This window comes from Vallitalea pronyensis (genome assembly GCF_018141445.1).
Classification (GTDB): domain Bacteria; phylum Bacillota; class Clostridia; order Lachnospirales; family Vallitaleaceae; genus Vallitalea; species Vallitalea pronyensis.
Map to the genome: position 1 here is coordinate 1,114,691 of NZ_CP058649.1, position 13,218 is coordinate 1,127,908.

Annotated in this window: 13 protein-coding genes; 12 read left to right on the forward strand and 1 reads right to left on the reverse strand. The window is 35.3% G+C overall.

The genetic code is table 11. From position 1 onward, the window contains the following. Positions 1-67 precede the first annotated feature (67 nt). The 10 genes from HZI73_RS04630 (at position 68) to HZI73_RS04675 (ending at position 9,730) form a co-directional block, all read left to right on the forward strand. Complete coding sequence (locus HZI73_RS04630; protein ID WP_212697091.1) at positions 68-931, forward strand: ABC transporter permease; 864 nt, start codon at positions 68-70, stop codon at positions 929-931. 17 nt (positions 932-948) lie between these two features. After that, positions 949-1,827: a carbohydrate ABC transporter permease gene (locus HZI73_RS04635; protein WP_212697092.1), complete on the forward strand. Its 879-nt coding sequence runs from the start codon at positions 949-951 to the stop codon at positions 1,825-1,827. Between the two features lie 28 nt (positions 1,828-1,855). Then, a complete protein-coding gene (locus tag HZI73_RS04640; RefSeq protein WP_212697093.1) occupies positions 1,856-4,132 on the forward strand; it encodes a glycoside hydrolase family 3 C-terminal domain-containing protein in 2,277 nt (758 codons plus the stop codon). Positions 4,133-4,147: 15 nt separating this feature from the next. Next, positions 4,148-5,965 carry a sulfatase gene (locus HZI73_RS04645; RefSeq protein WP_212697094.1) on the forward strand — a complete coding sequence of 606 codons (1,818 nt, stop codon included), beginning with the start codon at positions 4,148-4,150 and terminating at the stop codon, positions 5,963-5,965. A gap of 183 nt (positions 5,966-6,148) precedes the next feature. Then, positions 6,149-6,355 (forward strand): hypothetical protein, encoded by a 207-nt coding sequence (locus HZI73_RS04650; RefSeq protein WP_212697095.1) that lies wholly within the window; start codon positions 6,149-6,151, stop codon positions 6,353-6,355. A gap of 39 nt (positions 6,356-6,394) precedes the next feature. Then, positions 6,395-6,652 carry a hypothetical protein gene (locus HZI73_RS04655; RefSeq protein WP_212697096.1) on the forward strand — a complete coding sequence of 86 codons (258 nt, stop codon included), beginning with the start codon at positions 6,395-6,397 and terminating at the stop codon, positions 6,650-6,652. Positions 6,653-6,731: 79 nt separating this feature from the next. Further along, positions 6,732-7,259 (forward strand): hypothetical protein, encoded by a 528-nt coding sequence (locus HZI73_RS04660; RefSeq protein ID WP_212697097.1) that lies wholly within the window; start codon positions 6,732-6,734, stop codon positions 7,257-7,259. Between the two features lie 24 nt (positions 7,260-7,283). After that, positions 7,284-7,397 carry an ATP-binding cassette domain-containing protein gene (locus HZI73_RS04665; protein WP_408648283.1) on the forward strand — a complete coding sequence of 38 codons (114 nt, stop codon included), beginning with the start codon at positions 7,284-7,286 and terminating at the stop codon, positions 7,395-7,397. A 299-nt stretch (positions 7,398-7,696) separates the two neighbouring features. Beyond that, on the forward strand, positions 7,697-8,965 hold the full coding sequence (locus HZI73_RS04670) for a hypothetical protein (RefSeq protein WP_212697099.1): 1,269 nt from the start codon (positions 7,697-7,699) through the stop codon (positions 8,963-8,965). A 90-nt stretch (positions 8,966-9,055) separates the two neighbouring features. Further along, the gene (locus HZI73_RS04675; RefSeq protein WP_212697100.1) at positions 9,056-9,730 is read left to right on the forward strand and encodes a hypothetical protein; all 675 of its coding nucleotides are present in this window, start codon (positions 9,056-9,058) and stop codon (positions 9,728-9,730) included. Positions 9,731-9,828: 98 nt separating this feature from the next. Here HZI73_RS04675 and HZI73_RS04680 read toward each other — a convergent pair whose 3' ends face one another. Further along, positions 9,829-10,248, reverse strand: a complete 420-nt coding sequence (locus HZI73_RS04680) for a hypothetical protein (protein WP_212697101.1) — start codon at positions 10,246-10,248, stop codon at positions 9,829-9,831. Between the two features lie 224 nt (positions 10,249-10,472). On the opposite strand from HZI73_RS04680, the gene HZI73_RS04685 reads away from it, so the two are divergent. Both HZI73_RS04685 and HZI73_RS04690 read left to right on the forward strand, forming a co-directional pair. Further along, positions 10,473-10,706: a hypothetical protein gene (locus tag HZI73_RS04685; RefSeq protein ID WP_212697102.1), complete on the forward strand. Its 234-nt coding sequence runs from the start codon at positions 10,473-10,475 to the stop codon at positions 10,704-10,706. 241 nt (positions 10,707-10,947) lie between these two features. Continuing rightward, the gene (locus tag HZI73_RS04690; RefSeq protein WP_212697103.1) at positions 10,948-13,206 is read left to right on the forward strand and encodes an ABC transporter ATP-binding protein/permease; all 2,259 of its coding nucleotides are present in this window, start codon (positions 10,948-10,950) and stop codon (positions 13,204-13,206) included. The last annotated feature ends 12 nt before the right edge of the window (positions 13,207-13,218 follow it).

Here is a 13,218-nt window from a genome sequence, read left to right on the forward strand (position 1 = left end):
AAAAAAAGTTCATGGTAAAACGAACACATTAAGACGGCATTGGAATTATAACAAGCAATATTACTTTATGATTATCATACCTTTACTATTTCTTTTAATATTTAAGTATGGACCAATGCTAGGCAATATCATCGCTTTTAGGAGGTACAAGCCAAGCGGGTCAGCTTGGGGCGTTGATTGGGTAGGGTTGAAATACTTTAAGATGTTTATTGGGGATAAGATTTTTTGGAATGCCTTTACCAACACATTGGTGTTAAGTTTTGGTAGTCTTTTAGTGAATATGCCGATAGCTATTATCTTTGCATTGTTGTTTAATGAGTTGAGCCATAAATTCATTAAGCGGGTTGTTCAAAGTTCAACATTCTTTCCTTCGTTACTGTCAACGGTGGTTATTATTGGAATTGCTATTGAAGTCATGTCACCTTCAACAGGCATCATCAACCATCTATTACAGTCAGTAGGTCTCATAAAAGAACCCATATACTTTGTAAATGATCCAAAATATTATAGAATCATATACATTTTGACAGCCACATGGAAATCCACAGGTGCAAATGCCATTATCTACATCGCTGCCCTATCGAATGTGGATTTAACCTTATATGATGCAGCCATGGTTGACGGTGCTAACCGCTGGAAGCAAACATGGCATATTACCTTACCAGCTATGAAAAATGTTATTTCTGTTACATTAATACTAAGTTTAGGTCGGGTATTAACATTAGGTACTGAAAAAACCCTTCTATTAATGACACCCAACAACTCTGGCGTCAGCGAAATCATCAGCACCTATGTGTATAACATAGGTATCGTCGGCAACAACTATAGCTACGCAGCTGCTATAGGACTTTTTAATGCCGCCGTTGGTCTTATCTTGGTGCTGTCTACAAGGGCCATATCAAGGAAAATTGATGATGACGCAATACTATAATAAAATGGAGGTCGCATATGGGAACAGAATTATATAGAAAATCCAAAGGATATAAAATCTTTGGCATTGTTAATGCAGTTGTTTTGATTATTTTTTGCGCCTTATGTTTATACCCGTTTTTGTACACACTTGCATTGTCTTTTAGTAGCCGTGAATTTGTTGAAACTGGCTCCATTGCACTGTTACCAAAAGGATTTAACTTGGCTGCTTATGTAAGGGCCTTTGAAGAGCCTGGTTTCATAAGAGGATTGTTTAACTCCGTGTTTTATACGGTAGCAGGTGCTTTTATATCGGTAACGGTATCATCCATGCTTGCCTTTGCCTTAACCAATAAAGAAGTGAAAGGGAGAAATGTATTTCTTTTAATGGTGATCATTACCATGTTTTTCTCTGGCGGCATTATCCCAAACTTTTTGCTCTTAAAGCAACTTAACCTGATTAACAAAATGTGGTCCCTAATACTGCCAGTGGCCATTAATCCATTTTTCTTTTTGGTCATCTATTCAAATATGATGTCCATACCTACTGAAATGAAAGAAGCTGCCATGATCGATGGCTTATCACCTTTCAAAATTTTTTATAAAATATATTTGCCCCTTTGTCAGGCGACAATAGCTACGGTTACACTCTTCACTTCATTATTTATGTGGAACAATTGGTTTACGGCCAGTATCTATCTCTTTGATCGGGATAAATTTCCTGTCATGCTGGTATTAAGAAACATGATTGTTGGGGGAAATACCACATCAGAAGATATCATTGATACCCTAACCGTATCTTCACAGTCTCTCACATCTGCTGCAACAGTAGTGGTGGCCATACCCATCGTTATTTTATACATGCTCTTATCCAAGTATTTTGAGAAAGGGCTCACATTGGGTGGCGTAAAAGGATAAAAATAAATAAGAAAAGAGGTATTAGATAATGATTAAACAGTTAGTACAACAAATGACACTGGAGGAAAAAGCCTCCTTATGTTCCGGTTCAGACTTTTGGCACACCCAACCCATAGAACGTCTGAATATACCTGCTGTTATGGTAAGCGATGGTCCTCATGGACTTCGTAAACAAGATGACAAGGCGGATCATCTGGCTGTCAATGAAAGCATTAAAGCCGTATGTTTTCCAGCTGGTTGTGCCACGGCTGCATCCTTTGACCGTCAGCTGCTAATGACCATGGGTGAAGCTATTGGAGAATCTTGTCAGGCAGAAAAGCTCAGTGTTGTTCTAGGACCTGCCGTGAACATTAAGCGTTCACCCCTCTGTGGACGAAACTTTGAATATTTCTCGGAAGACCCCTACCTTACGAGTGAAATGGCCACATCTTTTATTCATGGTGTCCAATCCAAAAATGTGGGGACAAGCCTAAAGCATTATGCAGCTAATAATCAAGAGCATCGGAGGATGTCCTCTAGCTCTGAAGTGGACGAACGCACCATGAGAGAAATTTATTTAGCCGCTTTTGAAAAGCCTGTAATGGATGCCAAACCATGGACCGTCATGTGTTCATACAATAAAATTAATGGCACCTACGCTTCTGAGAGTCGAAAATATTTGACAGAAATCCTTCGCGATGAATGGGGCTTTGATGGCTATGTAGTCAGTGATTGGGGCGCAACAGCTGATCGCGTGCAAGGCATTATTGCTGGGATGGATCTCGAGATGCCTTCTAGTGCAGGCATCAATGACAGACGTATTGTTGAGGCTGTCAAAAACGGTGAATTAGACGAAGACCTACTTGATCAAACAGTGGAGCGTATTCTAACCATTAATTATCGGTATCTGGAAAATGCAAAGCCTGATACAAAATGGGATAAGGAAGCTCAACATGCTTTATCTGCTCATTTAGCAGCAGAGTGTATGGTTCTACTAAAAAATGAGGACCATGTTTTACCACTTAGCAAAACAGATGACATTGCCTTTATAGGTGAATTTGCTCAAAAACCTCGTTTTCAAGGGGGCGGCAGTTCTCATATTAACTGTTTCAAAATCACCAGTGCACTTGAAGCCGTGAAAGATATGGCACAAGTAACTTACGCTAAAGGTTATGATTTATTAACAGATACAACCAATGATACACTTATTAAGGAAGCTGTGGCAGCAGCAAAGCAGGCTAAGGTTGCTGTGGTCTTTGCTGGATTACCTGATATCTATGAATCGGAGGGCTATGACCGAACGCATATGGGTTTACCTGACTGTCAAAATGAAGTGATTAGGCGTGTTGCAGAGGCAAATCCCAATACAGTTGTTGTGCTTCATAACGGTTCCCCCGTAGAGATGCCATGGGTAGATGATGTGAAAGGTATCCTTGAAGCTTACCTTGGTGGTCAGGCTGTAGGTTTGGCAACAACCCGCATACTCTTTGGAGAAGCAAATCCTTGTGGTAAGCTACCAGAAACCTTCCCCAAAAAACTAGAAGACAACCCTTCTTATATCTTCTATGGCGGCGAAAAAAACATAGCCGAGTATCGTGAAGGTGTGTTTGTGGGTTATCGCTATTATGATAAAAAGAACATGGATGTATGCTTCCCATTTGGTTTTGGCTTATCTTATACCACTTTTGCATATAGTCATTTAGTCGTAGATAAAGAAACCATTAAGGATACGGAGACAGTTACTGTTTCGGTGGATGTAACGAATACAGGCCATGTAGCCGGTAAAGAGGTGGTACAGCTCTATATTGCAGACCATGAGAGTACGGTTATTCGACCCATAAAAGAACTTAAGGAATTTGAAAAAGTAGCGTTAATGCCAGGCGAAACTAAGACAGTGACATTCTTTTTAGATAAACGTGCTTTTGCCTATTGGAATACACACATTCATGATTGGCATGTAGAAACAGGTACATTTGATATTTTGATTGGTCAATCATCTCAGGACATTCATTGTCGTCAAACCATTGACGTACAATCAACAGTGAAATTACCTGTTGACTATGACATGAACAGTATCTTGCTGGATTTACTATCAGACCCTGATGCAAAAGCTATTATTGAACCCCTCATGTTGGACATGATGAAAAAACTGATGGCACAGGATGAGGATGCAGATAAAGCGGGTAACGAAGCCATCACTTTAGAGATGAGTAAAGCCATGATGCAGTATATGCCTCTTCGGGCCATTGTTAGTTTTGGAAATGGACAGGTTTCACCTGAACAGTTGGCCATGCTACTTAAGAAGATAAATAACCCAGAAGAATAGATTGGAGTTGAAAACATGAAAGCCATTATGTTAATGTACGATTCACTCAACCGCCATTACTTGCCTTGTTATGGTGGGAGTGATGTTAAAGTACCCAACTTTGAGCGCTTAGCAAAAAAGACGGTCACTTTTGACAACTGTTATGCAGGCTCTTTACCCTGTATGCCTGCACGTCGAGAACTGCATACAGGCAGATACAACTTTCTTCATCGAAGTTGGGGACCTGTAGAACCCTACGATGACTCCATGCCAGAGATCCTAAAGAAAAATGGGATATACACCCATATGGTATCCGATCACCAACATTATTGGGAAGATGGGGGTTGTACCTATCACACACGATATAGTTCATGGGAAATAGCAAGAGGTCAAGAAGGTGACCAATGGAAAGGTCAAGTACGTGAACCAGAGGTACCTGATACACTATTTTCAGAAAAAACCAAGTTCATGACATCCTTAATGAAAAAAATGGGTGTAACCAATATTCATAGGCATGATGATATTAACCGTCAGTATTTGGATACGGAAGATAAGATGCCTCAAGCAGTTACTTTTAAGAATGGCCTTGCGTTTATGGAAACCAATCGTGATGATGATAACTGGTTTTTACAAATAGAAACGTTTGATCCCCATGAGCCTTTTTTTGCTCCTGAACGTTTTAAAGACCTGTATCCAGATGTGGATTATGATGGGCCTTTAACGGATTGGCCACCTTATGCACCTGTGGATCAAGGACCTCATGAAATTAACCATGTAAGAAATCAATACAAAGCCCTGTTGTCCATGTGTGATGATTACTTGGGACTTGTGTTAGATATGATGGATAAATACGATATGTGGAAGGATACCATGCTTATCGTGAATACGGACCATGGCTTTCTGTTAGGTGAACACGATTGGTGGGGTAAAGGTGTTATGCCTATCTATAACGAGATTGCCCATACCCCTTTCTTTGTATGGGACCCAAGATTACAGGTGAAGAACGAGCACCGTTCATCTCTTGTACAGACAATTGATATCGCTCCTACATTATTAGATTTCTTTGATGTAAAAATACCCGATTCCATGATGGGTAAACCCTTAAAAGGAGTTATTGCTGATGATTCGCCAGTACGTCAATATGGTTTGTTCGGATTTCACGGCAGCCATATTAACATCACCGATGGCAAGTATCTCTATATGCGTGGTCCTGCTGATAGAAGCAATGCACCTCTTTACGACTATACCCTTATGCCCACCCATATGCGTAGCATGTTTCATGTTAATGAACTACAAAATATTGAATTGGAAGAGCCTTTTGACTTCACCAAAGGCTGCCGAACAATGAAAATAGAAGTAAAAAAAGGTGGCTTTGTCAATCCTGCCCAGTATGGTTCTAAACTATTTGATCTGAGCAAAGACCCTAATCAAACAATAGAGTTGGATAATGATGCCTTAGAGGTTACATGCGTTCAAGCCATGAAAAAAATAATGCAAGCCAATGATGCACCGCCAGAACAATATGTAAGGATGGGTATACCAGAAGACAGGGATTATACGCTGGATTATCATAGACAGCTTAAAAAAGAAATACAAGAATCAGAAGCCATACCAGGCATGGAGCACTATACGTTTGAACTGGGCGCTTATAATCAATTATACACTTTATTGAATACATCGCCTGAAAATAGGAGAGAAAAAATACTGGAAGATTTCAAAAGGAGTTTGGATAGGATAAGTAATAAAAACATAACCCAAGAGGATATTATGGTTTTTGCAAATAAGCTGCCCATTTCATCTGAAGAAAAAGCAATGACAGGGTATTTTTTAGGTATTGCAGGAAGACATAAGTAGTATAGGCCACATCTTGACAGCAAAAATGAAAGTTTATGAGAAGAAAAAGTGTTACTTTAAGAGATAATGTCCTTAAGTTAAGGGATGAATCAAGTAACCTTTTTCTTTTCTTACCTTCAAAACTTCTATGGCAACAAGTCTGTAACGCTAAAATTCTGAATGGTTTAAATATATGTGATAATAATGATACGAGAAAAAAAATCCCTATTTCTTATACAATCAGATCCTGATATTAGCAAATGGAAACTAGACCATGCAGACTATCAGGCAACTCTTGAGAATATTATAATCAGCGACCAATGGGACATGGCACATCTTTCTGACCTTGAGGCTATAGCAGATCTATATCACTTGAATCTCATTGATTTATCACAGCAAACGGTGGACTAGTTAAAAGAAAGATGTATAGATAACCTACAATTAGTCCTGATGGATAAGCAATCCATTTATCAATTATTAAGAGCATATAAGCTTCTTGGCGGTGAGTTATGTAAGCATGCTATTTTACATACAGCTGATAAGATTAAATCAAGTGAGTTACTAAATGGAGGTATAAGTAATACGCCATATATTGGAACACCTAAGGAAACATTGATGGTATTGTTAATCAAATCTAGTAGGGGAGCTCTTCATGTTGATGATGAATTACAGGAGTCGCTAGGTCAATACGTTACATGCTATTGTTAATGGGACAGATGCAAAATGGGATAATGGTGATATCTACTCTTTAGTAGCAAGTCTTAAAATATTAATGCAATATAACATAATGGAAGAGGAAGAAGATGCCTTGGTATTAATGGTGAAGCCTTTTTTAGGTCAGGATTTATCAGCAGATAACTGGAGACAGTGGATTTATGCAGTAAAGACCTTAGAATTATTAAAGTTTAAATTTTATGAAGAAGACTTGCCCTCAAACTACATACAGTTAGTTAAAAATATTAACAAAAATAGATATATGAAAATATCTAGTAGCCATAATGCAATACTAAATGCTATAATTATAGGTGGTTTATTAACAATTTCATCTTGTAATAATGAGATAGATCATTTCAAGAAAATATTGTTGGACATGAACAGTGTTTCTCATGATGATGATTTCTTCTTGAAAAAGAGATCTTATGCAACGTTAGCTTTGCATAAGATGGGTATGGATGAGTTGGAGATTAATCAAACGCTTAAGATGGCAAGCGGTTTACAACTAAGTGGTGGTTATAAAGCCTATTACAAAGCGAAGATAGTGACCTGCAATCAACTTTTCAAGTATGTATGTTTACAACTGATCAACAAGTATTAAATTGAACCTAAGATTTTCTATACCATTATGGGACCTTCAGGGTCAGGAAAAACAACACTATTACAGATACTAGGTTTGTTAGATGAGGCAACAACAGGTTGTTTATCCATTGATGGTATTTCTGTTAGTCATATATAAAAATCAATATATATTTTTTGAAAATATATATTAATAAAAAATATAGTATTATATAACTTAATATTTACTAATTTTATAATTGTTGAATAAAAATATATTGACTAAAGAGAAATAATATATTATACTAAAATTACATTAATTTAATACATAATAGCAGTTTATTATATATATATATATTAAATAGTTGTAAATGCTTGACAAATTGTTTTGTATTTTGAGAATATAACCTTATAAAAAAGCCATGGTTAATAATATATTCTTTTTTGGGTTGTAAATAAATTTTAGGAGAGTTAGCAAATATGAAAAAAAGTTTTAAGTTAAAAAATTTTTTAAGATGTAGCGTTATTATTATACTTTTAATTGCTGTTAATATTTCCTCTTTAATTAGCAGTGCAAATGATGAAAAAATTCTAGAAGCTAATATTCCAAGACAGAAAGTTATAAATCAATTAAAAAGCAATAATCAAAAGCTTAATGTAGAAGTAATAGGGGATGTTAATACTAGTGAAATTGAGGAGTTTATTAATAAAAAACAGCTAAATGGTATTGCTAGAGTAGCTTCTATAAGTGATGTAGATTCAATTTGGGTATCAGAAGAGAATACCAAGGACCTCCTAAATGACACAATAAAAATGAAGGATATATTATCAGAAGGTATATCTATATATTTTATCAATCTACAAGACATGAATATACTACGACACACTTTTTGTAGTAATAGAATTAAAGAAGAATCATTAGATATCTTACCTGATTTTCAATTTATTACACAAGGTAGTAAAGGTAATTATTTTATCGGATATGGACACTTTCACGACTTACTAGAAAGTGAAAAACAAGAATCATTATTAGCTTCAGCATGGAACAGAAAAAATGATATTAGATATTCTGGAGCCATGAAGCAAGATAAAGTACAAAGTACTCTTAATAAAAAATTAGCCTCTTTATTTGCATCTGAAGCATATGCTGGTAGTAATGACTATACAATAAATTCAAAATGGACTACATATTCAAGTGGCTGGGAAACTTTTGAACACTATTCTACATATGGTGATGTAAATGAATGGAGAGCATTTTATAGCTACGATGATGGGGCAGATAATTATTATGCTATAGCAGACAGTATGTATATGTCACCTAGTACTTCAAGTACAAGTGCTTGTGTAAAACTAGATGTAGAGGTAGATTGTGATTCTTATCAATCAGGCAATGAAATATTTAAATACTCACCTCAAATTGCGCCAACATCGGATACGTATACATTTTCAATTGGTGCAGGAACAAACGGTGAAGCTACAATAGGTGCTTCTTGGAGTATTATTAGAAAAGATTTAACAACAAGTTTTTCAGGAACTTCACAATCAGATGAAATCTATAAAGCTAGTTTTTCATATGATGTTTTATCTGAGTACGCTCAAACTGAAAATAGACAAGATTTTAGTGTTATTTTACAAGGTGAAAGTAGTACTATTTGTGAATTCTCAAGAGAATATAGAGGTTATTTCCGAGGTAACTATGCTTGGGATACATCAGACTGTGGTTCATCGTATCATATAACTCTAGAATAATAAGGTTAGAAAGATAGTGACTATTAATTTAATCGCTATCTTTTTATGAATAATAGCAAATATAAATTTATATATAGAGGTAGTTGAATTATGAGAAATAAAAAAACGATAGTTAGTTTATTCATAATATTAATAATGACCATAACTATTTATTGCATTAAGAATTATAATGAGAAAAAATATTACGTTCATTTAGATAAAAGTCAAATCAAAGGAGTATTTAGCGATATTGGAGAAAAAATATATGATATAGCTGATATAGATAATAATGTGAGCTTACAAAGCAAGAATTTAAAATTTACTTTTGATAACGATTTTTATTTATTAGATTTTAAATGTATAATTCATAAAGAAGAAGAATCTTTTAAGTTGTATGTAGAAAATAATAAATTATATTTTCCTAGTACACTGTATGAAAAGTCCTTAACTCAATTAGATTTAGGGGAATTACTGAGAATTTTTGATGAACTTGATTATAATTATTTATTAGATTATTTAGATGAAGGAGATCACTATACCTTTGCTTTATATCCTGAGGATTCGATTAATAGTGGTGGATATATATATAATGTAAATAAATATGTAAATACAAAAGTGTTTGTTTATAATGATAACACAACAAGTTTAATTAATGATAAGAGATATTCTAGTCAAAAAAATACTTTACTTTTTACTTTGTTATCAATGAAAGAAAGTTATAAAAAAGAAGATAATCAAGGGTATTATCCACTAGATAAAGTTTATATTATTATTCCATATGAATAAACCGTATGAATAAACTATATAATGAGGAAAGCTCTCCCTAGCTATGGATACCGATAACTATATCCATCTATAGGAGAGCTTAATATGTTGTGCTACCCTTATGGATTATAACGATCCTGTAATTTCTGAAGCTCTTGTTCCAATTCGTTATCAATCTGCTGATCAATTTCTTTCTTATAATCCTTGATTAATTTATTCTTATCCTTTTCTAATTGCTTGATGGTTTTATCTATTTGATCATTGACCACTTGTTTCGCTTCATCAGCTTTTGTCTCTTTATAGCTCTCTAATTCAGCCTGCATGGTTGATTCGTATTCTTTTAAGTAGTTTTCCAGATTCTTAATGGCTTCACTTGTATTTTTTGATAAACCTGAATCTTGTTTCAGAACACGCTCTTTAACAGCAATAATACGATTAATAATCCCACTATATAAATCAATATCAGCCGCATAAGCTACAATATTAACAAACGTAAACGTAACGAGGGCAATAATGCATGCCTTTTTCCATTTTTTCATGTATATATGTCTCCCTTCCAAGTTATATACCCATTATATATAATTTACATTTTGTATACTACAAGCAGATTATGGCAACTAAAATATGACAAGCTTATGCTGCAACGAGGTTATTTATATGTATAAAATATGGTGATCGAATTCATCAAAATGAACACATAGGACCTTCACTTTCTTATCACCGTAAGCATATAATATTACAAAAAGAGAAGGATTTTTAATATATGTATGAAGAAGTAGAAGCTATGCGATATTATCGCCCAAGAAGACGGCCTTATTATGGTCGACGTTTTTATCCTTATCCTTATTATAGGCCTTATTATTACCCAAGACGTTACTATTATAATCCTTATTACTATTATGGCAGACCTTATCCTTATAGGAGAAGAGGTCGCTTATATGGTATGGAAGCTGGCGGCTGGGACCCAGAAGTAAGCCAATGGGATGCTCCTTATTAAGGAAGATTAGCATAAAATGATGAGAAGGAACTATCTGTATAGGTCAGACACTGTTTGATAAGATAGTTCCTTTTTTAATGCCAAATTATTAGATAATTATGACATATGATGACAAATAATCCTTCTCTTTCGTTAAGACCATTTTTCCCTTGACATATAGGGACTACACATGTAGACTATTAATAAGATAAAGCGATAGATAGTGAGGGAAAGGATTGTTGACATGCTTAAATTAGAGAATATGACTAAAAAATATCATCTAAAAAATAAAACAGTTCATGCCGTGAACGATGTTAACCTGGAATTTCATAAAGGTGAGTTCGTTTCTATTCTTGGATTAAGTGGATCGGGTAAGACGACTTTGGTCAGTCAAATCGGTGGACTGGATAAGGCAACGGAAGGACGGTTAATTGTAGATGGTGTCGATACAACAAACTTTAAGCAGCAAGATTGGAATAATTATAGAAAGAACAATATTGGTTTTGTATTTCAAGACTTTAATCTGATATCACATCTAACAGCTAAAGAAAATATTGAGATAGCGCTGTCCCTAAGTGGTTTATCCCCAAAGGAGAAAAGTGACCGAGCAGATGAACTCTTAGCATTAATGGGGATAGCTGATCAAGAAGATCAATTACCCAAACAGCTCAGCGGTGGTCAAAAGCAGAGAGTGGCTATAGCCAGAGCCTTATCCAATAAACCCGATATTATCTTAGCTGATGAGCCTACAGGGGCATTAGATCCAGACACGTCTGTGCAAATAATGGAAATCCTTCAATCCCTTGCAGAACAAGGGCATCTTGTCATTATGGTAACCCATAATAAATATTTAGCCAGAGATTATTCTACCCGTATAGTGGAATTAAAAGCGGGGGAAGTTATCAGTAATGAAGAAATAAAACCATGCAAAAAATACAAAAATGAAGCCTTATCAACAGATAAGAGTTCATTACAATTCATGACAGCATTAAAAATAGCTTTTAATAACCTAAAAATAAGGAAGAAAAGTACCATTTTTTTATTCGTCAGTTTAATTCCAAGTATGATATTGATCATTGCCATTATGAATTTGATATTTAATATTGATGGCTATAAAAAAGATGTAGAGCCACTCCTTGATCATGTGTTAAGTAAGGACAACATGTTATACTTATCACCTTATGATAATGAGAAGTTGGAAGGCAAACAAAGTGCGGTGTATCGTGATATCACCCGCAAGAAAATTCATAGTGAGAAGATAGAACCCTTTATTAAGGAAACGGTACAACCTTATTCCCATGAGGATATTCATCACATAGAAAACATAAAAGGTGTCGAAAAGGTTTTGAAGAACATGACCTTTCATGTCACCATTGATGACAATGATTTTATTTTAGTTGCTCTACCACCAAAAGCATATAGCGCCTACCAGCCGTATTTGCATAGGAAGGATTATCCTGATGATAACGATGAGGGGGTTATTTTTTCATCAGATGCAGCCAAAGTATTGTTGGGAAAATATGCGACTAACACAAGCAGTTTAGCGGGTCAAGACATCGCTATGAACATCGATCATTATAAAAGTGTACCCCTTGGTATGTCCATTTTAAACACAGATAGGTATAAGGTAGATACCAAGATAACGGATGTTTTTGAAAGGGATTCAAAGACAGTCCTTATGAGGAATTATTACGCAGGTTATATTTTTACAAGTCAGGGTTACGCAGAAAAACTAAAGGAGCGCTTTACATTAGATGACTTTTCATTGTTTGAGTGTGAGGTACCCCTATCAGTAGATGAGACGGACGATGAACTATTAATTGATGGTCAGTATCTTGTTAGGGGACACAGGTCCATTGCAGACCCCTTGAAACCTCTTCGAGCGAAAACATCCCTACAAGAAAAATATGATTTGTTTGACTTTAAAGAGTATGGTCTTCATATGAAGGGTAACAACTATTCGGTGAAACATACCATTATTACCAATGACCAATGGGATAAGAATAGCTTAAAAGAGCTTGAAGCATATGGTGTGGTGAGCCATTATCATTTCGACCAGTACTCTGTGGCATCTTCCAGAAAAACCAATAATTATATCAAGTATTCCTTATTTGGTGCCACGATAGCAGCAGTGATAGTTATCCTTATTCCTGCATTACTGGTTTGTGTCATATTATATATCAGTATTTTACTTAGAATAAAAGAAATAGGTATATTAAAATCCATAGGAGCAAGAAACCGAGACATTCTTCATATTTTTACCATGGAATCCGGATTACTTGCTTGTTCAAGTGGGCTTGTATCTTTTTTACTGGCCATACCTGTTATTCAGTATATTCGACATGTATTAGAAGAAAAATACCGTTTAGAGTACTTTTTAGGGTCTAACCCAATGAATGTTAATGTCATGGGTATTGTGGCAGCTTTTCTGATTTCAGTGGGATTAATTACATTGATAGGTTTGCTTCCAGGTAAAAAAGCAAGTCAATTACAACCCAATGCATTACTAAAACATGATTAGTGAGGGAGGAAT

Bases quoted from the DNA above. Each gene is read 5' to 3' on its own strand.
- HZI73_RS04630 (WP_212697091.1), top strand. From the start codon at position 68: ATGATTATCATACCTTTACTATTTCTTTTAATATTTAAGTATGGACCA.
- HZI73_RS04635 (WP_212697092.1), top strand. From the start codon at position 949: ATGGGAACAGAATTATATAGAAAATCCAAAGGATATAAAATCTTTGGC.
- HZI73_RS04640 (WP_212697093.1), top strand. From the start codon at position 1,856: ATGATTAAACAGTTAGTACAACAAATGACACTGGAGGAAAAAGCCTCC.
- HZI73_RS04645 (WP_212697094.1), top strand. From the start codon at position 4,148: ATGAAAGCCATTATGTTAATGTACGATTCACTCAACCGCCATTACTTG.
- HZI73_RS04650 (WP_212697095.1), top strand. From the start codon at position 6,149: ATGATACGAGAAAAAAAATCCCTATTTCTTATACAATCAGATCCTGAT.
- HZI73_RS04655 (WP_212697096.1), top strand. From the start codon at position 6,395: ATGGATAAGCAATCCATTTATCAATTATTAAGAGCATATAAGCTTCTT.
- HZI73_RS04660 (WP_212697097.1), top strand. From the start codon at position 6,732: ATGGAAGAGGAAGAAGATGCCTTGGTATTAATGGTGAAGCCTTTTTTA.
- HZI73_RS04670 (WP_212697099.1), top strand. From the start codon at position 7,697: ATGAAAAAAAGTTTTAAGTTAAAAAATTTTTTAAGATGTAGCGTTATT.
- HZI73_RS04675 (WP_212697100.1), top strand. From the start codon at position 9,056: ATGAGAAATAAAAAAACGATAGTTAGTTTATTCATAATATTAATAATG.
- HZI73_RS04680 (WP_212697101.1), bottom strand. From the start codon at position 10,248: ATGAAAAAATGGAAAAAGGCATGCATTATTGCCCTCGTTACGTTTACG.
- HZI73_RS04685 (WP_212697102.1), top strand. From the start codon at position 10,473: ATGTATGAAGAAGTAGAAGCTATGCGATATTATCGCCCAAGAAGACGG.
- HZI73_RS04690 (WP_212697103.1), top strand. From the start codon at position 10,948: ATGACTAAAAAATATCATCTAAAAAATAAAACAGTTCATGCCGTGAAC.